17 protein-coding genes and 2 pseudogenes are annotated in these 25,373 nt (G+C 38.8%); 10 read left to right on the forward strand and 9 right to left on the reverse strand.

Annotated features, from left to right (window positions below; translation table 11 throughout):
- Positions 1-2 precede the first annotated feature (2 nt).
- From WKK05_RS34015 to WKK05_RS34025, 3 genes and pseudogenes are all read right to left on the reverse strand, one after another.
- Entirely contained in the window at positions 3-1,448 is a 1,446-nt protein-coding gene (locus WKK05_RS34015) for a hypothetical protein (protein ID WP_341527373.1), read from the reverse strand.
- A complete protein-coding gene (locus tag WKK05_RS34020) occupies positions 1,445-2,833 on the reverse strand; it encodes an ABC transporter ATP-binding protein (RefSeq protein ID WP_341527374.1) in 1,389 nt (462 codons plus the stop codon). Before WKK05_RS34020 ends, WKK05_RS34015 begins: the two co-directional genes overlap by 4 nt.
- Before the next feature lie 146 nt (positions 2,834-2,979).
- Positions 2,980-3,810 (reverse strand): annotated as a pseudogene (locus WKK05_RS34025) (ATP-binding protein); the annotation flags it as partial.
- Between the two features lie 85 nt (positions 3,811-3,895).
- Between WKK05_RS34025 and WKK05_RS34030 the strand changes: the two are divergent.
- On the forward strand, positions 3,896-5,383 hold the full coding sequence (locus WKK05_RS34030; protein WP_341527375.1) for an IS1380 family transposase: 1,488 nt from the start codon (positions 3,896-3,898) through the stop codon (positions 5,381-5,383).
- Positions 5,384-5,646: 263 nt separating this feature from the next.
- On the opposite strand, the pseudogene WKK05_RS34035 reads toward WKK05_RS34030, so the two are convergent.
- Positions 5,647-6,675: pseudogene (locus WKK05_RS34035) on the reverse strand (histidine kinase dimerization/phospho-acceptor domain-containing protein); the annotation flags it as partial.
- 172 nt (positions 6,676-6,847) lie between these two features.
- On the opposite strand from WKK05_RS34035, the gene WKK05_RS34040 reads away from it, so the two are divergent.
- Positions 6,848-7,720, forward strand: coding sequence for a branched-chain amino acid ABC transporter permease (locus WKK05_RS34040; protein WP_341527376.1), 873 nt, complete (start codon positions 6,848-6,850; stop codon positions 7,718-7,720).
- 21 nt (positions 7,721-7,741) lie between these two features.
- Here WKK05_RS34040 and WKK05_RS34045 read toward each other — a convergent pair whose 3' ends face one another.
- Positions 7,742-7,879, reverse strand: a complete 138-nt coding sequence (locus WKK05_RS34045) for a photosystem I protein PsaX (protein WP_341527377.1) — start codon at positions 7,877-7,879, stop codon at positions 7,742-7,744.
- Between the two features lie 314 nt (positions 7,880-8,193).
- Positions 8,194-9,114, reverse strand: coding sequence for a lipoyl synthase (gene lipA, locus WKK05_RS34050; RefSeq protein WP_341531264.1), 921 nt, complete (start codon positions 9,112-9,114; stop codon positions 8,194-8,196).
- A gap of 398 nt (positions 9,115-9,512) precedes the next feature.
- Between lipA and WKK05_RS34055 the strand changes: the two genes are divergently transcribed.
- Positions 9,513-10,181, forward strand: coding sequence for a response regulator (locus WKK05_RS34055; protein ID WP_341527378.1), 669 nt, complete (start codon positions 9,513-9,515; stop codon positions 10,179-10,181).
- 629 nt (positions 10,182-10,810) lie between these two features.
- Entirely contained in the window at positions 10,811-16,483 is a 5,673-nt protein-coding gene (locus WKK05_RS34060; protein ID WP_341527379.1) for an AAA family ATPase, read from the forward strand.
- A gap of 50 nt (positions 16,484-16,533) precedes the next feature.
- Here the strand turns inward: WKK05_RS34060 and WKK05_RS34065 are convergent, their stop codons facing one another.
- Complete coding sequence (locus tag WKK05_RS34065; protein ID WP_341531265.1) at positions 16,534-17,415, reverse strand: SMP-30/gluconolactonase/LRE family protein; 882 nt, start codon at positions 17,413-17,415, stop codon at positions 16,534-16,536.
- Between the two features lie 138 nt (positions 17,416-17,553).
- On the opposite strand from WKK05_RS34065, the gene WKK05_RS34070 reads away from it, so the two are divergent.
- Positions 17,554-17,727, forward strand: coding sequence for a hypothetical protein (locus WKK05_RS34070; RefSeq protein WP_341527380.1), 174 nt, complete (start codon positions 17,554-17,556; stop codon positions 17,725-17,727).
- Between the two features lie 50 nt (positions 17,728-17,777).
- Here WKK05_RS34070 and WKK05_RS34075 read toward each other — a convergent pair whose 3' ends face one another.
- Positions 17,778-18,716, reverse strand: coding sequence for an NAD-dependent epimerase/dehydratase family protein (locus WKK05_RS34075; protein WP_341527381.1), 939 nt, complete (start codon positions 18,714-18,716; stop codon positions 17,778-17,780).
- Positions 18,717-19,040: 324 nt separating this feature from the next.
- On the opposite strand from WKK05_RS34075, the gene WKK05_RS34080 reads away from it, so the two are divergent.
- The 5 genes from WKK05_RS34080 (at position 19,041) to WKK05_RS34100 (ending at position 24,464) form a co-directional block, all read left to right on the forward strand.
- Complete coding sequence (locus WKK05_RS34080) at positions 19,041-20,183, forward strand: glycosyltransferase (protein ID WP_341527382.1); 1,143 nt, start codon at positions 19,041-19,043, stop codon at positions 20,181-20,183.
- A 111-nt stretch (positions 20,184-20,294) separates the two neighbouring features.
- Entirely contained in the window at positions 20,295-21,026 is a 732-nt protein-coding gene (locus WKK05_RS34085; RefSeq protein WP_341531266.1) for a sugar transferase, read from the forward strand.
- A gap of 448 nt (positions 21,027-21,474) precedes the next feature.
- Positions 21,475-22,590, forward strand: a complete 1,116-nt coding sequence (locus WKK05_RS34090) for an NAD-dependent epimerase/dehydratase family protein (RefSeq protein WP_341527383.1) — start codon at positions 21,475-21,477, stop codon at positions 22,588-22,590.
- Between the two features lie 227 nt (positions 22,591-22,817).
- Complete coding sequence (locus tag WKK05_RS34095; protein ID WP_341527384.1) at positions 22,818-23,384, forward strand: 5-formyltetrahydrofolate cyclo-ligase; 567 nt, start codon at positions 22,818-22,820, stop codon at positions 23,382-23,384.
- A gap of 240 nt (positions 23,385-23,624) precedes the next feature.
- Positions 23,625-24,464 (forward strand): carbohydrate ABC transporter permease, encoded by an 840-nt coding sequence (locus tag WKK05_RS34100; protein WP_341527385.1) that lies wholly within the window; start codon positions 23,625-23,627, stop codon positions 24,462-24,464.
- A 72-nt stretch (positions 24,465-24,536) separates the two neighbouring features.
- Here the strand turns inward: WKK05_RS34100 and WKK05_RS34105 are convergent, their stop codons facing one another.
- Complete coding sequence (locus tag WKK05_RS34105; RefSeq protein ID WP_341527386.1) at positions 24,537-25,244, reverse strand: sugar transferase; 708 nt, start codon at positions 25,242-25,244, stop codon at positions 24,537-24,539.
- Positions 25,245-25,373 lie beyond the last annotated feature (129 nt).

The following is a 25,373-nucleotide window of genomic DNA, read 5'->3' on the forward strand; positions in this document are numbered from 1 at the left end:
GTTTAATCTATAGGTAAAAATAATTGATTAATCAACTGGTTTTTTAGATAGGGTATCAACGGAATATATGCTAGGCTGGCGAGCATGTAGTATTTTATTACTGATCTAGAATCCTTTTCGATAAAATTGTAGTAACTTAAAAGAGTGACTATAGTAACAGCAAACATCACTGCTGCAAATGGAAGGGCTATTAGATTAAGTGTTTTAAAGTGTGAATATTTATTGATTCTTTTATTACTTAATGCATTGTATATAATAAACAAAGTAAATACGAAAAAGAAAATGCTTAGTATTATCTCCTGTTTCAGATCATGCAATGATGAGTAAGAGCTTAAAAAAGAAGCACTATATAAACAGAAACATCCAATAGTTCCAACATACAATAGACCCAACATACAGTCCGAAAAATAGATGTTATTAAATAAAAATATAAGGAGTACTACTAAATTACAAATAAAATAGATTGCGAAGCATAAAGTTAATAAATTTGAATAATAATAATCGTAAATTTGAGTCGCCTTATCTATGGACAAGTTTATTAGAAAGTTAATACTTTTTCTCGAGCTGTAATTCATTCCTAAATATCTGTTTATTATTGATTGAATAACTTTTTTTGCTTCTTGATCATTTTTTTGTAATGATTCTATCAACTTAGCCAAAGTGCTTATCTGTCTTATTACTGATTCATTACTTTTATAATCTATTAGTTTATGAAATATTTCTATGCTATCGACTAATCCCTCTTCTAAATCTAAAAAAATTATATTTTTACAACTAATTCTTTCTTTTAAAATATTTTTTACATTATTATTTGTGATTAATAACTTATCATATTCTTTATTGCAAATACTTTCCGGTGGTTCTTTGTCGGCTTTATACTTGAAAGCTTCTAAATATGTATTAATATCAGTTATTTCATCTTTATCTTTTTGAGAATTTATGTTTAATATGTCAATCGAATCTAGTATTAATAAATCAATATTTAGTTGATTTTGAGGAACAACATTGTGTGACATCTTTAATACTATTGAGTAATTAAAGACTATAACTATTGAAGCAATCAAAATGACACCAGCACCATACCCAAGTATCTCTAATAAACCAAAGTTTTTGGGAATTTTACCAGATTTTTCTGCGACATCAAATATGTCATCAAACAGATATTGCTTAGGCCACCAATAAATAAGCGCAAGTATTCCAACTATAGGAAGCACAAGAAAATTTATCTGCGATAAAACAGAGATATGATACGGTTTAATAGGATAAATAATAACCAAAATAATAATAAATATATTTATCAGCACTACATAATAAAAAACATAGTGTAATTTCAGCACCCATAGTCTTGGTTGGTAAAGTAAAAAATAACGGTCTTTTTTCTGCAAGCGTTCAGGAAACAAAATCTTATGCAAATATTTCTTTATACTTTCAATAAATTTTTGTCTCATGATTGATTTTCAAAAAGTTTACGTGTAGATTTGCTAATATCTCTAAAGTATTTCAATGAAATACCTTGTTCTAAAAAAACTTTTAATAAATAATTAGAACCAACATCTCTATGGGTATGAATAATAAACCCATTCCCAACTTTTTCAATTCTTTTATAGTTAACTTTCTCCAGTAAATCTTCTATTTCTTCTTTTGATTGGTTGCAGTTTATCTCATAAGAGTTTTCAGTTCTATCATCGCCAAAATTTTTAACTGAACCATTATATAGAGTTTGACCATCTTTAATAAAGATAATATTGTCAGCGATATTTTCAATTTCATATAAATTTTGTGAACTGACAATAATAGATTTGGGTTCACTAATAGAATTAGCCAAATCTCGTAAATCTTGTAAAAAAAGCAATTGAGTGTTGATATCCAAATTTGCTAATGGTTCATCTAATATCATCAATTTAGGCTTACTAATAAGCGCCTTTGCTAAGGCAAACCTCATCTTATAACCACCCGATATTTCAGTCCATTTTGCTTTTTTATATTGCTCTAATCCTAAACGAAGAGTAATAAATTCTACTTCATCTTCATTATCTTGGCCTGTAAAGCCATGAATAGCTGCTGCAAAATGTAAATTATCAAACAATAAGCCTTCCCATGGTAGTAGTTCTTGAGGTATGTAAGCTATTTGTTGCTTAATGGAGTACATATCAGTCTTTTTTTTGAGAGTTAAACATGGATAACGTAACTCTCCTGTACTTGGTGCTAGCTTTCCTGCTATTATTCTTAAAAGAGTTGTTTTGCCATTGCCATTTTCACCAACAATAGCTGTTATTTCACCTAGTTTGAGACTGACATTTATGTTAGATAACTGGAATTTAACAGAACGACTTTTATAAGTTTTATAAATTTGGTCACATTGAAATACAATTGAAGAATTGTAAATGCTTTTCTGTCTTCTGCTTTCTATGAATTGCTTTTTCTCTATTTCGAGTTGAGTTTCGTTAGAGCTTATCTCATTCAGAGCTTGTAAATGATAAAGGTCAGTTTGTAATTGTTCAGACTTAGGCTGTATTAAACTAATATTTTCGTGCTTAGGTATATCTTGACTTTCTAATTTATAGCTATCGCGAATGGATGCAGCAATTTCTACAATTTGCTTTCTTAATCTTCTTTTTTTATCATCTATCTTGTCTGTGTTACCAAAAACACGCTCATCCTCACTTAAATCTTTGTACGCTCCTCGAATATCGATAATTTCTGCTCTATAGTTTTTACTATTAGAAAAATCTCTTTCAAAATCCATTAATCGCTTTGTTGCTGCATTAAGATCATTTGAGGCAACTAGGCTTTCAATTTCAGAGTATCTGGCTTGAGGATCAGTGTTAGTCATGGCTTGCTATCTGGCGCTAGCTTACATGATTATACGTAAATGTGCTTATTAAGCAAAGTATTGCTCAAAAGCGTTAAAATTCCATTGAATATTGGTTTTATTTAATTGCTAGCAGATACGAATACAGTAAAATCCTTGCAAAACTATCAATCGGCTGAAGTTGGTGGTTTACTGTATTTAGCTATCAGACTTGCTAAAAGTGGTAAATCAAGTGGTTTAGAAGTATAGTCATTGACCCCAGCCGCCAGACATCTTTCGCGATCGCCTTTCATTGCCATTGCTGTTTGGACAATTACTGGAATGCTTTGATACTCTGGATTTCCTCGGAGTTGTTGCACCAAGCTAAGACCATTCCCATCTTGCAGGCAAACATCCATTAAAATTACTGCTGGTTTTATCTGTGTTAAAGCTTCCCACATCTTTGCACCACTCCTTACCCAAGTCACCTGATATCCCGATTTACGCAGATAAATTTGCATCAACTCAGCGTTGGGTAAGTCATCTTCTACCAGCAAAATCTCTTGAGAAGAACTAGGGGTAAAAGAGGAGGCGACAGGGAGATGGGACACCAAGGACAAAGAAGAATTAGTTACTTCTGCTCTCTCACTCTCTTCCTTTTCCCCTTCCATCTCTCGTATAAAGGGAAGTGCGATCGTAAAACGAGAGCCACAATTTACTTCAGACTCTACTTCCACAGAACCGCCGTGAATTTCTGCAAGTTTGCGAGTCACTGTTAAACCCAAACCAGTACCTTCAAAGCGATCTGCTACGGTATTGGTGATTTGGAAATAGGGTTGAAACAATTTAGCTTGGTCTTCTAGAGAGATACCAGTGCCAGTGTCCCAAACTGTAAAATGCACAAATTCGCCTTTGGGAACAACCTGTAAGCCAACGTTTCCTGTGCTGGTAAACTTTAAAGCATTGAAGAGTAAATTCAGCAGCATTTGCTTAAGTCGCAGTGGGTCGGCGGCTAGGGTTCCCGGATTTCTCACAAAGCCGGAGAAAAGAGGAGTCAAAAACTGCCAAAATATCTATTGCACATGAATTCCAGCAGTTTTAAGCATGACCCCTCAGAAAACAGATTGTATACCGGAACAGTTCAAATTTGAACAAGTTAAATCATGTCCAGTCGTAGTTAATTTCAAGGGTGAGAGGGTAACATCAGATGCAGGATTGACTTTAATTGCGGAGCTAGACCGAAAAAGAGAAATTACATCGCGAGTAGCAAGATGTTTTAAAGATTACCGAGATTCCAATAGAATTGACCATTCAGTAGAAAGCCTAATCACGCAGAGAATATATGGTTTGATAATGGGTTATGAAGACTTAAACGACCACGAGGAACTGCGTCACGATCCAATGTTTATCCTGGCGCTAGGGAAAATAATGGGTTCAGAAAAAGAACTACCAGTCCTAGCAGGTAAAAGCACTTTAAATCGTATCGAACACTGTCCAGAAACTGTTGAATCAAGAGCATCAAGTCGATATCATCGCATTGGACATGATGCAGAAGCTATAGAGAAATTATTAGTTGAAATATTTTTAGAATCCTACTCCAAAGCACCACGACAGATAATTTTAGACTTGGACGTGACTGATGATTTAGTGCATGGCAATCAAGAAGAAGTGTTTTTTAACCCTTATTATAGAGGATATTGTTATGCTCCACTTTATATTTTCTGCGGTAAACATTTAATTGCAGCAAAGCTTCGTGCTTCTAATGTAGATCCAGCGTCGGGTGCATTATCAGAATTGCAACGAGTAATAAAACTAATACGTTTACGTTGGGATAATGTGAAAATTATTGTACGTGGAGATAGTGCGTATTCGAGAGAAGATATTATGAGTTGGTGTGAATCTCAAGTTGGAGTAGATTATGTCTTTGGGTTAGCCCAGAATAGTCGGTTAATTCAACTATCCCAACCAACCCAATACCGGGCTTATCTTGAATATTCGCAAAAACTGGAAACTGTAGTAGAGTTTTTTGAAACTTTATTTACTCCGTCAGATGACTTGAAAAAACAAGCAGCAGCCTTTGTTGATAACTCAGTTTGGTATTGTTCGCTTGATTATAAAACTTTAAAATCTTGGAGCCGTAATCGCCGTGTTGTCTCAAAAATTGAGTATAGTAAGTCAGGGGTAAGTACTCGTTTTGTTGTCACTTCACTCCCTACTAAATTAGTGCCTCCAGGACGACTTTATACCCAGAAGTATTGCCCACGAGGTGATATGGAGAATCGTTTAAAAGAACAGAAGTTATCACTAAAAAGTGATAGAACTAGTACTCATACATTTGCTGGAAATCAACTACGTCTGTGGTTTTCTTCTGTTGCTTATATTTTGATAAACGCTCTCCGAGAGCAATGTTTAACAACAAGCGAACTCAAAAATGCTACTGTTGGAACTGTTCGTACAAAGTTACTGAAATTGGGAGCCGTTATTACTGTTAATAGCCGATATATTTTAATCGCTATTAGTAGAGATTGTCCATACAAGAATATTTTTGCAACAGCTTACAGCTATTTATCTCGGCTAAACTGTTCTGGTTGATTTTCAGCTAATTGGAATTATAGTTATTAGCTTTAACTTGGGTAGATTTCATTGATTTAACCCTAGCTTTAGGCTGTCTATTTATCATTTTCAATAATCTTTGCTTTAGTATTTATTGTTTAGAATGTATCATATTTGTCTTTGTAGTTTCGGTTTACACGTTGTCATAATCTGTTGTTGATTATAGTTTAGTGTTGTATAAAATAATTTACTTTAAGTTTTACTCATCTCAATGATTTTTTCTCACTTGTGAGAAATCCGGGGGTTGTGACATCGGGGTCTAGTTCTAGGCGCAGTTTCAAACCCTTATTAGCAGCTTTCTCTTTCACCATTGCTAAAACATTCTTGCACAGCACTGGCACATCTACTGTCTCCCACTGGACTTCTAATTGATTGGCTTCAATTTTAGAAAGATCCAAAATATCATTAATCAAAGCTAACAGGTGCTTACCGCTAGACTGAATGATATTTAAATACTCTTGGTGACGTTCTCTACTTGGATCGTAGCCTTGGGCTAAGAGCAGGTGAGTAAACCCAATAACAGAACTGAGCGGTGTGCGAATTTCGTGACTCGTGTTTGCCAGAAACTGATTTTTGAGTTGATTGGTGCGTTCCAGCTCAGCATTAGAGCTATCTAACTGTTGATATCGTTGCTGCCAAAATATTATTTTCCTAAGTTGTGCCAAAGCGGTAGTACACTGCTTGGCAGACCTGTCCATCAATTTTGCTATCAGTTGAGTTTTGGATGCTATTGGTGAGTCACAATCAGATTCTAGGAGTGGTGTAGTGAGAATTAACCAGCCCCTAACGCCACCAAAATCATCAACTAAGCGCCAAGCACTTGGTGGTTGTTGATTCTCAAGCTGCTGTAAATCTTCAAGTGTTATAAACTCTTGCAGTTTTAATAGCAGCTTTTTTCCTGTCAGAATTACTTCTAATTGCGGCAGTTGTGAACCTGGGGATAGAGAACAAGAAACATAGGAAATTTGGCCAAATGTTTCTTGTGGTTGAAACAAAGCGATACCTACGGCACAATGGGTGAACGCCACGCCGCTACTATCTATAGCACTGTTAAGTTCGTTAACGACAGTTTGAAAAATTTCTGCTTCTGCTGCTCTTACCTGTGGGACAGTGTTACAAGCAGAAAGCAGGCAATCATTAAGGCGACTTTGCAACTTATTCAAGCTGCTCTCCAGCCACAACTCGGCGCGAAGTTGCTGAATTTTTTTCAAAAGTGTTGCGGTTGCATCTATCTGTGAGTTCTGTTCTGGTAAGCTTGAATACTGCTGCATGGTCACCTAAACCGGTGAAAAAGTTTAGCTTCGCATAAAAATGCGAACAGGTTTCTATGTAAATAAGCGGACAATTCTTTTTTATTTATAAACCATAACTTAGTGTAGTAGCCACAGCAAAAATCAATCTATGAATCACTTACATACAATTTTTTCATAGCAACTTCAGACTATGGATGCACAATTTGCTCAACTAATTGTCAATGGAATTGCAGTAGGGAGTATTATTGCCCTAGCCGCAGTCGGACTCACGCTCACCTATGGGATTTTACGGTTATCTAATTTTGCCCACGGTGACTTTCTTACTTTAGGGGCTTATCTTACTTGGTTAGTGAATACTTTAGGAGTCAATATTTGGTTATCGATGATACTAGCGGCAGTAGGAACAGTAGCGGCGATGCTGTTATCCGAAAAGTTACTGTGGTCAAGGATGCGTTCTATCCGTGCTACTTCCACTACGTTGATTATTATCTCTATTGGACTTGCCTTATTTCTTCGCAACGGAATTATTTTTATTTGGGGCGGCAAGAACCAAAGTTATGATGTGCCTGTTACTCCTGCTTTAGATATTTTGGGCTTAAAGGTGCCACAAAATCAATTATTGGTATTAGGGTTGGCAGTCTTGGCAATTTTAGCGCTGCACTACCTCTTACAAAACACCAAAATTGGTAAGGCAATGCGAGCAGTAGCTGACGATCTGGACTTAGCTAGAGTATCTGGTATCAATGTTGATAGAGTAATCTTTTGGACTTGGTTAATTGCTGGCTCTCTGACATCTTTAGGCGGCAGTATGTATGGGTTGATTACAGCTGTGCGTCCAAATATGGGATGGTTTTTGATTTTGCCACTATTTGCCTCAGTAATTCTTGGTGGGATTGGTAACCCCTACGGTGCGATCGCCGCCGCCTTTATCATTGGTATCGTCCAGGAAGTCAGCACTAGTATCCCTTGGCTGGGTTCACAATATAAACCAGGTGTAGCACTGTTGATTATGATTTTGGTGCTGCTAATTCGTCCCAAAGGTTTATTCAAAGGCACGATTTGAGCAGCACCATTCCACTTCTAACTATTCAATAATGTGGAAATAATAGGCTGCTACCAAGAAATTGATAGCTAACAAGAACAGCGCCCAGCCTGTGCGAAAGGCGTAGGGCGGTTTAGCTCCAGTTTGGGCAACTGGTAAATCTTTGCTTTTAGCTGTCATAAGCGGTTCTCCAAATGTAATGACTTTTTAAGAAATACCAAATTAGGTGTACCAATCGTCCAGATTCTTTAGAAATATTTGTGTGAGCCTGGAGATTGGGAATTTAGGGACACTTAAGAGCGGCACGCTTTGCGTAGCTTGCTTCCCCGGAGGGGTACGACAAGCGGTAGTTGAATCTCGACTTCGCTCGATTTCCGCGCACTTGTGCTGAGCGTAGTCGAAGTAGCCGAAACTCAGTACATTGCTGGGGACTGGGGTTGAAAAGGCTCTAGGAGCAAAGGGGAAAGAACTTGCAATAAGATTCTCCTCTGCTCTCATTTCCCTATCTTTCCCTCTTCTTCCCCTGCATGGTATGAACTACGAACTAGAGGCCCAGAACGAACGTGACTGAAGCCCATTTCCCATGCTAATCTGCCCAGCTGATCAAATTCTTCGGGAGTCCAATATTTTTGGACTGGCAAATGTTCTAGGGAAGGACGCATATACTGACCGATAGTTAGGCGATCGCATCCTACAGTCCTCAAATCAGCCATTGTTTCCATGACTTCATTGAGTGTTTCTCCATGCCCCAACATCAAACCTGATTTAGTGGAAATCGTGGAATCAATTTCTTTGACTATAGCCAGCACCCGCAAAGAGCGATCGTACTTTGCTCCACGGCGCACTGGCCCAGTTAAGCGGCGAACTGTCTCAATATTGTGGTTGAAACAAGCTGGCTTGGTTTTGACAACGGTGGCTATCCGCTGGCGTTGACCTTCTTCTCCAACACCTGTACCACCCCAAAAATCTGGGGTCAGTACTTCAATTTGAGTTTCTGGGTTTAATTGACGGATAGTCGCGATCGTATTAACAAAATGCCCTGCACCCTGATCAGACAAGTCATCACGAGCAACAGAAGTCAGCACAACATAACGCAATCCCAAAAGTTGCACCGCCTCTGCCACCTTTTGCGGTTCCTCTAAGTCAATAGGCATCGGTGCATGACCTTTATCTACTTGACAAAAGGCACAAGAACGAGTGCAAGTAGGCCCCATAAGTAAGAAAGTCGCAGTTTTTTGGGCGTAGCATTCCCCCCTGTTGGGGCAGCGTCCTTCTTCGCAAATTGTGTGAATTTGGCGTTGCTTAATAATACGTTGTACAGTAGAAAGCTCACTGGCTTTGCCAATGGGGCGACGTAACCAGCTAGGCATTGCTGTAATTTCAGACTTTAGTGAGGCTGGTTGTGACGAAGTCATAGACATTTAAGCAAGATACAAAAATAGAGTACTCTTCTATCGCATTAATTTTGATAGCTAGAGACAGCAAAGACAAGTCAAAGGGGAGAGTAAATTCTTTCTTGTCCCTCCAAGGTTCTGACCAGCGTTGCTCCTTGTTGAATTCTCAGAATTAATTGAGATAGAGCAATAGAACAAGTTTGCTATGCTCTGGAGGCGGGTTAAAGCCTCAAATAGCACCATGGCACAGATTTAAAGCAACAGAAGCAAAAGTTTTACAAAATACCTCCAGCAATGTGATTTATACCGAAATATACTATCCCCCAATCAAGAAAAATTTTGGATATAGTGGGAGCATTCACGAGGTCAATCGGCAAAGCCGCTATTTACACTTAAAGTTTCTGTTAGAGCAATCAGCCGTGGCAAGTAACAAGATTCTAGTTATCGATGACACTACAGTTGTCAGGGTAAAAGTACGCGAAATGTTGCCTCCGGGTAATTTCGATGTACTGGAAGCAAAAGATGGTATGGAAGGACTAAATTTCATCCTTCAAGAAAAACTCAGTCTGATTATGTTGGATTTTCTGTTGCCTAAAATGAGTGGCTGGGAAGTTTTCCAGCAAATTCAAGCTCAACCAGAGTTAAGGAAAATTCCTTTAGTACTCATGTCTGGTCGTAAAGAAGAGGTGACGGAAAAAATTCCAGAACCTTTTGAATATTTTGAGTTTCTGGGAAAGCCTTTTGATCAAAAGCAACTAATTAATGCAATTAAGTTAGCCATGACAAAGGCTAAACTGCCACGTCCAGAACCAGTTGCAGTAGGAGCAGGTGTTGTCGCTAAAAATAGCACAGCAGTAACCTCTGGGGTTGCAAATGGCACATTAACAACGTCTGGTGTTGCAAATAGCACAGTACCAACCTCTAATGCTGCAAACGGTACAACAGTTGTAACCTCCGGTAGCGGAGCAACTTCCCAAGCAGAAATTAATGCGTTAAATGAGAAAATTGTCAAAATGCAAGCAGAAATTGATGGCTTGAAGAAACAGCTAACTCAGGTCGTAACCTTTATTAAACAGAAAATTAAGTAGGATTTGTGCTGACTATGTTCAATGCTCTCTTGAGCGGCTAAACTAAAAAGAAAAGTTTTTCCCATACTGGAAATCGACATCTAAGTCACCATTTTTTGGTGGACTTCAAAGCACAATCCTTGAGCCGTCTGGGTAGAGGTAATTAGTAACCTCAGTTATTAGTACACAACTGCGTAAGTAAAGCTACAATTCAATATTCAAAAAGCTTATGGTCTAACTTTTTGAATATTGAATTTCAAGGGAACAGTACTAATCTAAAAAAGTAGACCCATACTCATTAAACCTGCCACAGTTTACTCTTGAGTTAGAGAGTAAGGGCAGGCTTTTTTTGTTGTTTGGGCTGATTGTAAATTAATTTGCGTTTAAACGCGATCGCTACCATACACTCAAACAACCCAGAAAAACTATTTTCCAAAATCACTTGATAGCAGTTTTGTGTAGCTATTCTCTACTAGCAAGCAGTATTAATATTTTTACAATTATTTATATACTTTAATATCAAATACTTACTAAAAAAAATGTACCTATATAAATAAAAAAATAGATACTTTTCTTTGGTTTCATGATATCGGCAGCCTTCGCTTGGGAACACTAAGCGATATAAACATGAATTATGAGCATAGGCTGCAATGTCAGTAGGATTAGGTACAATATATACACTTCTTGGCTACCATATCACTGAGCAAATTTACTCAGGCAGCAAAACCATAGTTTATCGAGGCATTAGAGAACAAGACCAAAAATCGGTGATCATTAAACTGATCCGGAATGAATATCCAACCTTTGTAGAAATCGCTCAGTTCCGCAATCAATACACTATTACCAAAAATCTTGACATTCCTGGCATAGTTAAACCTTTGAGCTTAGAAAATTACCATAACGGCTATGCCTTGGTGATGGAAGACATTAGCGGGGTTTCTCTCAAAGACTGGCAATTAGGGGACAAAGGAAAGGAAGCAAACCCTATTTCTCTAAGTGAGTTTTTTCATATCGCCATTAAAATTGCTTCTACTCTTGAGGCAGTGCATAGCAATCGCATCATTCACAAAGATATCAAGCCTGCCAATATCCTAATTAACCCTTCTACAGGTGAGATAAGACTCATAGACTTCAGTATCGCCACTATCCTGCCGCGAGAAATTCAATTTCTCATTAATCCTAATGTTTTAGAAGGAACACTGGCTTACATTTCCCCTGAACAAACTGGGAGGATGAACCGAGGTATTGACTACCGGACTGATTTTTATTCTCTTGGTGTCACCTTCTTTGAACTTCTCACCGGACAGTTACCCTTTACCAGTAATGACCCGATGGAGTTAGTTTACTCTCACATTGCTAAACAACCACTAAAGGCAAGCCGTATTAACTCCAATATTCCCCCAGTGTTATCTGACATCATTAGCAAACTAATGGCAAAAAACGCTGAAGACCGCTATCAGAGCGCTTTAGGGTTAAGGCATGACTTGGAGGTGTGCCAAAATCATTGGCAAGAGGCTGGTAATATTCCTCCCTTTAGCTTGGGAAATCGGGACATCTCAGACTGCTTCGTCATCCCCGAAAAGCTCTATGGTCGTCAACGAGAAGTTGAAACCCTACTCGCTGCTTTTGGGCGCGTGACAACTGGAGCAACAGAAATGATATTAGTTGCAGGATTCTCTGGCATTGGTAAAACTGCGGTAGTCAACGAAATCCACAAACCCATAGTCCGGCAGCGTAGCTACTTTATTAAAGGGAAATTTGATCAGTTCCAACGTGACATTCCCTTGTCAGGATTAGTACAAGCTTGTCGTGACTTAATCGGACAAATTTTGAGTGAAACTGATGCCCAAATTGAACAGTGGAAAGCCAAAATTGTTTCAGCATTAGGTACACAAACTCAGGTGATTACTGATGTTATTCCTGAGCTGGAACAAATTATTGGTCAGCAACCCCCAGTTACAGAACTCTCTGGTAGTGCTGCTCAAAATCGGTTCAATATATTGTTTCAAAGATTTATTCAAGTTTTTACTACTAAAGAACAACCCTTAGTTATCTTTCTAGATGACTTGCAATGGGCTGATGCTACTTCTTTAAAATTAATTCAATTATTAATAGCTCAAACTGCATCGTCTTCTGTTTCAGATAACACTGAGATGATGAGTGAGTCTAAGGGAGGTTTACTGCTGGTTGGTGCTTATCGAGATAACGAAGTTTCAAAAGCACATCTCCTTTATTTAACACTACAAGAAATTGAAGAAGCGGGAAAAACTATTAATACAATTTTCCTAGCACCCTTAAACCAGGGGGATTTAAACCATCTAATTGCAGATAGTTTGCGTTGTCGAGAAGCCGTTGCTGTTCCTCTCACCCAAATGGTATTTGCAAAAACTAAAGGTAATCCCTTCTTTTCTCTACAATTTCTAAAAGCTTTGCACGGTGATGGTCTAATAATATTAAACTTTGATGTTGGTTATTGGCAGTATGATATTGCAAAGATCAAAGAATTAGCTCTCACAGATGATGTAGTAGAATTTATGGCGACTCAATTAGGGAAGTTGCCAATAAATACTCAAAATATTTTGCAGCTTGCTGCCTGTGTTGGCAACCAATTTGACTTAAAAACACTGGCTATTGTCAATGAAAAATCTGTAGTAGATACAGCATCTGATTTATGGCAAGCATTAATTGAGGGGCTGATTTTACCTCAAACTGAAGTTTATAGCTTCTTTCCGGAGGATAATAATAACCAACAAGTAGGTGTTAATAAAAAAGAATCCAATCAGTTACAAAATTATCATACACAGCTACCAAGATATAAATTTGTACATGATCGAGTACAGCAAGCTGCTTATTCTTTGATTCCTGAAGCTCAAAAAAAGCAAATCCACCTAAAAATTGGGTTGTTGCTGTTAAGCAATATTCCTCTTGCAGAACAACAAGAAAAGATTTTTGAGCTTGTGAATCAGTTCAATATCGCAGTCGAATTCATCAATCATCAGCATAAGCGAGATGAGTTGGCCCAAATGAATCTGATTGCTGGACTTAAGGCTCTGGCATCAACGGCTTATATCGCTTCCGTTAAGTATTTAACTACTGGAATCAAATTGCTAGCAGATGATAGCTGGGAGACAAAGTATGAGCTAACCCTAGCTTTGTATGAAACAGCAGTAGAAGCAACATACTTAAGCGGCGACTTTGAACAGATGCAGCAATTAGCAGAAGTAGTATTAGCACAAGCTAAAACCCTACTGGAGAAAGTGAAAGTTTATGAAGTTATAATTCAGGCTTATGGAGCGCAGAATCAAGCACTTGCAGCAGTTAATACAGCACTGAATATTCTGAATTTGTTAGGAGTGGAGTTTCCTAAACAACCTAACCAGTCTGATGTTCAATTAGCAATGGCAGAATTGACATCAAATCTAAACGGGAGGCGCATTAAAGACTTAATTGATCTGCCAGAGATGGGGGGAACCCAGCATAGGGCTGTTATGCGTATCCTATCGACTACAACTGCTGTTACTTATGTTGCTGCTCCTGAATTATTTCCGTTGATTGTTCTCAAACAAATAAACGTATCCCTTAAACATGGTAACGCTCCCTTATCTGCTTTTGCCTATTGCAATTATGGATTAATACTTACTGGTGTAGTAGGAGATATTGAGTCTGGCTATCAGTTTGGCAAATTAGCTGTAAATTTGGTGGATAAATTCAATGCTAAAGAAGTCAAAGTTAAGATTATGCTGGGATTTTGTACCACTATTTTGCATTGGAAGGAACATACTAGGGAAATATTAAAACCTTTACTGGAGAGTTACTATGCAGCATTAGAAACAGGAGATTTAGAATATGCAGCATACTATCTTAACGCTTACTGCTACTCTTCTTACTTTATCGGTCGAGAATTGACAGGATTGGAACGAGAGATGGCAACCTACGGTAATGCTATCAGTCAAATCAAGCAAGAAATAGTATTTAACTGGAGTACTATCTATAGGCAGAGTGTCTTTAACTTGCTAGTAAATGTAGCAAATCCTTGTTACTTAATGGGTGAAGTCTATAATGAGGAAAAAATGCTACCCCTTCATCTTGAAACAAATGATGTAATGGGAATTTTTTCTTTATATGTAAGCAAACTACATCTATGCTACCTATTTCATGAATATCCTTTAGCCATTAAAAATGCCACTCTAGCAGAAAAATATTTACAGGGTGGCACAGGACAGCTAATTACTCCTCTTTTCTATTTTTATGATTCATTAGCAAGACTAGCAGTATATCCTAATGCGTCCGATTCCGATAAAAACAACACTCTAAATAAAGTTAAAGCTAATCAGGAAAAAATTGAACATTGGGCGCATCATGCACCAATGAATTATTTACATAAATATTATCTTGTAGAAGCCGAGCGGTATCGCATTGCTGGTCAATATCTTGAAGCAATGGAATTATATGATCGCGCTATCTCCCTCGCTAAAGAACATGAATATATTCATGAAGAAGCTTTAGCTAGCGAACTTGCCGCTAAATTCTATCTAGAATTGGGCAAACAGAAAATTGCACAAATATATTTAACTGATGCCTACTATAGCTATGTTCGCTGGGGAGCTAAAGCCAAAATTGACGATTTGGCAAAACGCTATCCCAAATTACTAGCTCCCATACTTCACCAAGAAAAACTCAGCCTCCATCCTAGCGAAGAAAGTAGTACTTTCAATAACACGTCCCTCTTATCTACCTTGAGCAATCAACAAACTGTTATTGGCACTAAGACAAGCATTTCTGACTCTTTGGATTTAGGGACGTTCATCAAAGCATCTCAAGCACTTTCTGGGGAAATTGAACTTGAACGACTACTTTCTACCTTAATGGAAGTTGTAATGGAGAACGCCGGAGCCTCTAAGTGTGCTTTAATTTTGAGCGATAGTGATAACTTAGCATTAACTGTGACTGCGGTTTGTTCAAGTGCAATTTTTGAGCATACTTACACTGAGTTTCCATCAGTTTGCTTAGAGTCAAGCGATAATCTTCCTGTTACTTTAATTAACTACGTTAAACGTACCAGAGAAATATTCGTAGTAGATAACGCAATAGCTGTTTCTTCCCTAGCAGCTGATAGCTACATTCTCCGTGAGCAGCCTCAGAGCTTGTTGGCTATACCTATTATTAATCAAGGCAAATTGATTGGTATTCTTTATCTAGAAAATAATCTGATTACAGGAGCATTTACACGCGATCGCGTAGAAGTTATCAAACTCCTCACGACTCAAGCCGCAATATCTCTAGAGAATGCGATCCTCTACAAAAATTTAGCACAAGCTAAAGAACGGCTGGAAGAATACAACCATACGCTAGAGAAAAAAGTTGAAGATAGGACACAGGAACTAAACGATAAAAATCAACATTTACAACAAGCTCTACAGGAATTAAAACGCACCCAAGCACAATTAATTCAAAGTGAAAAAATGTCTTCTTTGGGGCAAATGGTGGCAGGAATTGCTCACGAAATTAATAACCCTATCAATTTCATTCATGGAAACATTGCCCACACTAGTGAGTATATCCAAGATTTGCTAGATTTGGTTAGTGTATATCAGCAAGAATACCCACGCCCTTCATCTCTAGTTGAGAATAAAACGGAGGAGATTGACCTAGATTTTATAGCACAAGACCTGCCAAAGATTCTCGATTCTATGAATGTTGGAAGTTCGCGCATCCGGAATATTGTTTTGGGCTTACGTAACTTCTCTCGCTTAGATGAATCAGAAATGAAACTTGTAGATATTCATGAGGGAATTGATAACACATTGATGATTTTACAGCACAGACTCAAAGGAAAGAGCGCTCACCCTGAGATTGAAGTCATCAAAGAATATGGAAATTTGCCAGAGGTATATTGTTATGCTGGGCAGCTCAATCAGGTGTTTATGAATCTTCTCAGTAATGCAATTGATGTTTTAGAAGAGACATTTGTCAGGAGTGATTTCTCATTAGTAGAAGACAAAATACAAATAATGGATGAAAAAGAGATAAATCTGAGAGTCGGTTTTTTACCATCACAACTTCAGGGAGAAATTCGCATTGTTACACAACTAACAGATTATTCTACAGTAATAGTTCGAATTGCTGATAACGGTTCTGGGATGACAGAAGCAGTGCAACAGAAAATATTTGACCCATTTTTTACTACCAAGTCGGTAGGAAGTGGCACAGGATTGGGTTTGTCAATTAGCTATCAGATTGTCGTGGACAAACACAAAGGTAGTTTAACTTGTCATTCCACGCCAGGAAAGGGTACTGAATTCGTCATTGAGATACCTATGTAATAGTGTCATGCCTCAACCTCAACAAAGAATTGATTTTAAAAAAGCGATAATCAACCCTGGAAATTATAGATAGGCAATCCAGTAATATCAGTCTGGAGGGCAAATAAATCACCAGAGTAGAAACTGTTTTCAATTTGTGCTTGGCTGAGTCCGACTGAGGCGGTGGTAATATAAAGTGTTTGCAAATCTTGCCCACCAAAGGTGCAGCTGGTTGGTAATTGTACAGGTAAATTTATCCGCAATATCTCCTCACCTTCGGGATTAAAACGAATTACACACCACCCATCCCACATAGCAGACCAGATATATCCTTCACTATCTATCGTCAATCCATCAGGATAGAAAGACTCACTAGTTAAATCAACAAAAATGCGGCGATTACTAATACTGCCAGTTACTGAATTAAAGTCATAGGCATATATTTTTTGTTGAGGAGAATCCGTCAGATAAAATGTGTTTTGATCAGGACTCCATCCCAAACCATTGGAGATAGTCAGTCCTGTTTCCATGAGATGCAATGAACCATCTGGATCATAGCGATAAAGACTAGCTTGCGGTTTTTCAGGAGACATTGAGCCGAACCAAAAGCGGCCTTGAGCATCGCATTTGCCATCATTGAAACGGTTATCTGGTAATTCTGCTTCAGTCTCTAGAATGGGGGTAAGTAAACCTGTCTGAGTATTGAGAAATGCTAAATGATGGCGCTGCGCTACAAGTAATCTATTTTCTCCGGCAAAGGCGATCGCTCCTACCACATCTCCCACATCAAAAAAGGAGTTATCTCCTGTGGCAGGATTGAACTGATGCACCCGATGGTTATAAATATCGACCCAGTAAAGTAGCTTTTGATTTGAGTTCCAAATAGGCCCTTCGCCTAAACGCGCACGCGCCTTTAAAACATTTTCGACTGGATATTTTAAAACTTCAGTCATTTGATTAGCCAATACATCAATTAATAATTTCAGTTGACTTTTGATTTTTGCCAAACCTTGCCTCGAATCAGTTAACTTACAGACAAACTGCAAGCTTTCCAACTAGTTGCAGACCGCTACAGCGGTTTACGGTTATGGATGCTTGGTTTACAACTGTCTTACCAAAGAAGTGAGCGATTGTGGCTGCGCTGGTACGACGCGACTGGGAATTGGATTCCCACGCCGCTAGAGAAACTACAACAAAAAAGTCAACGTGCTAACAAATTAGCAGCAAGATTACGAGAGTTGGGCATTAGCCCTAGTGAGTTATAAGGATTGTTTGCAAAGACGCCTTTGTTCAATTTTGCGCCTTTACGCGAGCTTTACAAAGCTTGCAAAATTTCCTCATCTACAGAAAAATCGACCTCAGCTTGATCTCGACCAGAAGCCAGATAATCGTTCTCCAAAGAATCTTGTAATCCAGAAATCAAATCATACTCAGGCTGCCAACTTAATTCTGTTTGAGCTTTATTTACTGAAGCAAAGAAATGCTGCACCCGGAATGGAAAAGCTTTGCGCTTGCCAAAATCAAACTTTTTGGGGTCGTAGTGAATAATTTTTACAGCATCGGGTGACTTGCCAGCCGCTACAGCACTAGCACGCGCCAAACCATCAAAAGTGATAAAGCGATCGCCGGAGACATTGTAAATCTGTCCAACTGCCTGTTTATTGCCCAAAACCTGCGTCATTGCCCTTGCTAAGTCTTTTACATGACCTAGCTGAGTAATATGTAATCCGTTACCTGGGATAGGAATTGGGCGATCGCGCACAATTCTGTCAAAAAACCAGCTTTCTAAGTCATTATAATTACGGGGGCCGTAAATGTAGGTGGGACGAATGGAGGTAAAAGGTAATCCCAGTTGTGTCAAGTAAGTTTCTGTTTCATGCTTACCCCGGTGGCGACTTTTCGGATCGATAGCATCACCTTCCACATGGGGTAACTGGTCGGATTTGAGATATACTCCGGCAGAACTCATATACACAAAATGTTGCACGCGATCTTGAAAAATTTCTGCCAGTGGTTGGGTATCAGTAAGTTCTCTGCCATTATTGTCAAAAATGACATCAAACTTTTCTTGTGATAACTTTTCCTTTAATTGGGTGGCATTAGTGCGATCGCCTGTAATTTGTCCGACTCCTGGCAAGGAAGGCGCTGGACGATTACCACGATTGAACAGTACCACCTCATGTCCCTGTTCCACCAGTAGTTGAGTCAGGTAGACACCAATGAACCGAGTCCCACCTATAATTAGAATTCGCATAAGTTCCCAATTCCACATCCGTTTTCCTTAAGGGAGTAGGGAATAGGGGGTAGGGAGTGGGAAACAAAGAATAATTAACACCTAATTCCCAATCCCCAATGCCCAATCACGCCACTTGCTTCAAGCCGGGAAACCCGTCCAACGCAGTGGCTCCCCAATGCCCCAATTTGAGGTTATCAGGTTGCAGCATCTCTCTGGAACCTCTCAAGGAAAGATTGCGTCTTCAAGTTGATCTGGGGCGTTTCCCATTCACTAAATACAAAGCGAAATTTTTTAGTTCACCTCGTAATTTGCTCAAGTGTTTTCCATCTATTCAAGTTAGCTGTGCCTTTGAAATATGCTCTGGTTCATGAGTGGCTGACACCCAAAGCTACCGGCGGTTCAGAACTCGTTGTACGGGAAATTTTGAATCATATTGATGCTGATTTGTATGCCCTTATCGACTTTGAATCTAGTAACCCTGAAAGTTATTTATACAAGCGTCAGATTGGCAAGACATTTCTCCAAGATTTTCCCTATGCTCGCAATGGTGTACAAAAATACCTACCTTTGTTGCCGTTGGCGATTGAACAACTAGATTTGCGGCAGTATGATGTAATTTTGTCTTCATCCCACGCTGTTGCTAAAGGAGTCCTTACTACTCCCGAACAGTTGCATATTTGCTACTGCCATAGCCCTATGCGTTATGCCTGGGATTTGACTTTTGATTATCTGCACTACAGCAAGTTGGGTAGTGGTTTAGCTGGGTGGGCAACACGATATTTATTACATCGTTTGCGCCAATGGGATGTTTTGAGTGCGAATCGTGTTGATTACTTTATTGCCAACTCACAGCATACAGCTCGTCGAATTTGGCGTTGTTATCGACGAGAGGCAACAGTCATTTACCCACCAGTGAACATCGAAGAATTTCCTTTTTTTCTTCAGAAAGAGGATTTTTACCTGACAGTTTCCCGACTAGTGAGTTACAAGCAAATCTCCTTGATTGTTAAAGCTTTTAATCAGCTCAAACGACCGTTGGTAGTAATTGGTACAGGAACAGAAATGAACAAAATTCGTGAGATAGCCAACCCGAATATACAAATACTGGGATGGCAACCAGATGATGTGGTAAAAAAATATATGGCTAGGGCTAAGGCATTTGTGTATGCTGCTTGTGAAGATTTTGGTATTGCCTTAGTAGAGGCGCAAGCCTGCGGTACTCCAGTGATAGCCTACGGTGCAGGAGGTGCTTTAGAGACAGTACGAGATATTCGATCTGATGTAGGTACAGGAACAGGTGTATTTTTCAAGACACAAACAGAGGCGGCTTTAGTGGAAGCAGTAGAAAAGTTTGAAATGTATCAAAATTCGTTCAGTGCCGAGTTTATCCGATCGCACGTCGCCCAGTTTTCGCCACAAATCTTTGCAGACCGCTATCTAAATTTTTTAGATAAATGTCACGGAAAAAGACCTTCTTGGGAGTGAAGCTCTTGATTTATTGATCTATTTTATAAGCTTTTGGCAATTTCCCCCAGAAGCACCTCCTTTTGGCTTTAAGATTGGGACTATGTGTGGTGTGGATTGTTAAGGAGTATGATGACTGCCCAGAGCTCACTCCTCTCCGGCAAGCGATCGCGTACTTTCTTAAAACGTGGTCAAAAAACCAAGACGCCTAAGGTTAAACCCAAAGGCTTGTCTTATCAAGGTTTAAACGGAGAGTTCGCCAAGCGACTGTTTGATATAGTGTTTTCGCTGTTGGTGTTGATTTTGTTCTTTCCCATTTATTTAATCTTGGCCTTGCTAATTGCATTCAGCTCAGAAGGCCCGATTTTTTATGTCCAAGAACGGGTCGGGAAGAACTATAAACGGTTTAATTGTATAAAATTCCGCACAATGGTGAGCAATGCCGATGAAGTTCTCATGCAAATGATGGAAACCTCCCCTCAACTGCGGCTAGAATTTGAAACCAGTTTTAAGCTCAAGCAAGATCCTCGAATTACAAAAATTGGTCGATTTTTGCGGATTACTAGCTTAGATGAGTTTCCCCAGTTTTGGAACGTTTTGAAAGGGGACATGAGTGTAGTTGGCCCACGACCCTTAGTCTCGGAAGAATTACCAAAATATGGTTGTCACATAGATGAGATTTTAACAATCCGTCCGGGAATCACCGGATTGTGGCAAGTATCTGGACGTAATGACATTCCCTACCCACGGCGAGTCCAAATAGACCTGCATTATGTCAAATTCAGGAACTTTTGGCTTGATTTATGGATCATATTGAAAACTATTGATGTGGTCGTTATACCCAAAAATAACGGAGCATATTGAGAAACGCTTAGGCTTAATTTTGTGGGGCAGTTAATGCCCCCATCAGCCAATTATTCTCTTTATTAAAGACTAAGCCGCTACATCAGAGCGCTTACTATTAGGTATCTGGATATTTCAATCCACATAACTCAATTCAATTTTCTTCTGGTAACAAAGTACTCTCTGGTCAATCTAAAATACTCAATTTATTTAAACTTTACAAAAACCAAAATCAGATAAAGTTTTAGCTAACTTTATCAAGACTATATACAATACTTCAGCAATCTAGATTTAACTTAGGTAAGACTTACTTGTTTAAATTACTTTTTATTAGGTATATTTATTGACGGTAAAATCCTGATATCAACTAGCACTCGTAGCTTTCCCATTAGTCAATTTAGCAATTAACTGCTAAGTTGTATCAGATTGCCTGTAACTTTTATATCAAAGACACAAGGGATAATTGAGCATGACCCAACAGAAGCGAGCGTTGATTACTGGTATCACTGGTCAAGATGGTTCATATCTGAGTGAGTTTTTACTAGAGCAAGGCTATGAAGTTCATGGTATTATTCGTCGGACTTCTACCTTCAATACAGACCGCATAGATCACATTTACGAAGACCCTCACAAAGAGGGAGTGCGGCTGTTTCTTCACTACGGGGACTTGACAGATGGTACCACACTGCGCCGTATTTTAGAAGAAGTGCAGCCAACAGAGATTTACAACCTCGGCGCTCAATCCCATGTCAGAGTAAGCTTTGATTCACCAGAATATACGGTGGATGCCGTAGGAATGGGAACACTACGTTTGTTAGAGGCAATTATTATTATCCACCTAGCTGCTCACGTTGGCGGTATTGGTCTTAACCGCGAGAAACCCGCAGAGTTGTTCTACGACAACTTGATCATGGGAACCCACCTAATTCACGCTGCTTATCAAGCCGGAGTAGAAAAATTTGTTTGTGTGGGTACTATTTGCGCTTATCCCAAATTTACCCCAGTGCCTTTTAAAGAAGATGACCTGTGGGATGGCTACCCAGAAGAAACTAACGCCCCCTATGGAATTGCCAAGAAAGCTCTATTAGTCCAATTGCAATCTTACCGCCAGCAATACAACTTTAATGGCATTTACCTACTGCCAGTGAATTTATACGGCCCGGAAGATAACTTCGACCCAGGAAGTTCTCACGTTATTCCAGCGTTAATTCGTAAAGTTCACGAAGCTCAAATCAACGGAGAAAAACAACTCCCAGTTTGGGGTGATGGCAGTCCGACTCGCGAGTTTCTGTATTCAGAAGATGCGGCGCGGGGAATTGTTATGGGTACTCAACTCTACAACGACTCGGAACCAGTTAACTTGGGAACGGGTTATGAAATCTCCATTCGTGATTTAGTAACTTTGATCAGCGAACTGATGGAGTTTAAGGGTGAAATCGTTTGGCAAACAGATCAGCCTAATGGTCAACCCCGCCGCTGTTTAGATACAGAACGGGCGAAGCAAGCCTTTAATTTTACTGCTCAGGTGAGTTTCCAGGAAGGACTAAAAAATACGATTGAGTGGTATCGTCAACACGCTGTATAGTTCAATACGTAGGGTGGGCAATGCTCACCCTATTTTTTTGGGCAAAGATTAGTGGGTGCTTTTTGCCCTTTCCACCAAAAATCCAATTTTAGAAAAATATCAGATTCGTGAGCTAAAGCTCATTTCATGAAACTTATTGTGCATGATATGACGTAAATATACTTTAGCCAAGCAAGCTAAATTACAATTAAAACGCATAATGCCGTTTAACAAGTTAGTTTTTCAAGGTGAGTAAAGTTGATAGTCAAGTAGATAAAGCGTTACTACGCCGTACTCTGCTCAAAACCCGTCAATCAATCCCTGTTTCAGAGTGGAGGGAAAGGAGCGATCGCATCTGTGATCATCTGCAAACTTCTGTTTTATTCACCCAAGCAAAAACAATACTCGGTTATTTCAGCTTTCGTCAAGAACCTGATCTGAGTCCATTATTTGCAGACACAAGATATCGCTGGGGTTTTCCTCGTTGCGTTGGTAAGTCTTTGTATTGGCATCTTTGGAAACCTAACGATTCTGTCCAAATTGGTGCTTACGGCATTACCGAACCCCATTCTGATGCACCAACTATAGAGCCGAATGACGTGGATTTAATTCTCGTCCCCAGCGTTGCTTGCGACTATCAAGGATATCGCTTAGGCTATGGCGGTGGATATTATGATCGCTTACTCAGTTCACCTAACTGGTTAGCAAAACCAACTATAGGAATTGTGTTTGATTTTGCCTATTTACCCCAAATACCTCTCGAACATTGGGATAAACCTTTGAAACTTGTGTGTACAGAAACTAAGTTTAAATAGCTTTAATATTATAGATTCATAGATATAAAGTTTATAGATTTCATCTAAAATTAAAATGAATAATCAATTTATTATACAAGGTTACCTATTTTTAAATGCTAATTCTGGTTAATGATATTGTGAATTTATGAATTTTTACTAATAGATTAGCATATCTTAAAAAGATACTTAATTAAATAAAAAACCAGAAAAATAAGAATAACTATAATTAGATTTTAAAATAGTAACTTTAGGTTAATTATGAATTTTTTAAAGCGGAATCAACAACTTAATACTATAGGAATGTATTTAATTTTAGGAGCGATCGCGCTAGTAACGCTCTTTCCTTTATTGTGGCTAATTAGTACAGCTTTAAAATCGCCAACAGAGAATATTTTGCAGTCACCGCCGCAGTTATTGCCAAGTCAACCTACACTGGATAACTTTTTTAGTGTCTGGCAGTCTCTACCTTTTGGACAGTATTTATATAACAGTACTTTGGTGGCGGTGCTAACTGTTGGCTTGAATTTGCTGTTTTGCGCTTTAGCCGCATACCCATTAGCAAGACTATCGTTTGTAGGACGAGACTGGATTTTTATTGCGATTGTCTCCACGATTATGATTCCTTTTCAAATCGTGATGATTCCCCTCTACATTTTGACAGTCCAGTTAGGTTTGAGAAATACTTATTTAGGAATGATTTTTCCTAGTTTAGCTTCTGCCTTTGGCATTTTTCTGTTGCGGCAAGCTTTCATGAGCGTTCCTAAAGAAATAGAAGAAGCTGCCCGTATGGATGGCAGCTCCGAGTTAGGCTTGTGGTGGTACATTATGTTGCCAGCAATTCGTCCAGCACTAGTGACTTTAGCTATTTTCGTCTTCATTGGTGCTTGGAGTGACTTTTTGTGGCCTTTAATTGTGATCCAAGACGAAAATTTATATACTCTCCCTTTGGGAGTAGCAAAGCTAGCAGGCACGTTTTCTCTTGACTGGCGATTAGTAGCTGCTGGCTCAATAATTTCGATTGCCCCAGTTCTTGCAATCTTTTTATTTTTACAACGTTACATTGTACCTACAGAAACTGGTAGCGGAGTTAAGGGTTAAACAATTTAATTCAGAGTTCAAGAAAATCGGGAATTTTGAATGAGCGTGAGAGCCGAAATTTAGTACTTAGAATTAATAAGCACCGCTCTTTTTTAAAACTACCCAAATAGTTTTAATAATCAAATTCAAGTCATAACCTATAGACCACTTGCGCTGATAATCTATATCCATGCTGACGATGGTTTCAAAGTCTTTAATGCTTGAACGTCCATGAGCCTGCCATTCTCCAGTCATCCCTGGTTTGACTCGCAACCTATCCCAGTGATGTGGTTCATAATGCATGACTTCATCACGAGTAGGTGGACGGGTACCAACTAAACTCATGTCTCCCACCAGTACGTTCCAAAATTGAGGTAATTCGTCCAAGCTTGTGCGCCGTAAGAATTTACCTACAGGAGTAATGCGAGGATCATCAACAGATTTAAAGATATGACCTTGGGCTTGGTTTTTGACCAGATGCTTTAACTTATCAGCACCAACAATCATGGAACGGAATTTCCACATCCGGAACTGTCTTCCATTTAGACCGCAACGAATTTGGGAATAAAATATTGGGCCTGGGTCATTAATAATGGTAACTATTGCTACAGGAATTGCTACAAGAGACGTAATAGTCAGCCCAACAATGGCTCCAAGAATATCAATTAATCGTTTTGTAGTGCTTACTGTTGAGGGGTGTAAAGGCTGTTGTAAGAAATTAACTGGATGAATTTGATTCACAAGGGTTAAATTATCCACAACAGGACTTTTTGGGTCAGTAGTAAAAGTAGACATGGACATACTTTATTATTTGATTTTTACTTATTTTGTCGTTTCTACTGAGTTTCTACTGAGTGTTAATATAGACAAATTTTTCCCTAGCGCAAAACGGAAAGTCCAAAGTTTACAGAATCTTTCAAGTAAAGTAGA

The organism is Nostoc sp. UHCC 0302 (genome assembly GCF_038096175.1).
Classification (GTDB): Bacteria; Cyanobacteriota; Cyanobacteriia; order Cyanobacteriales; family Nostocaceae; genus UHCC-0302.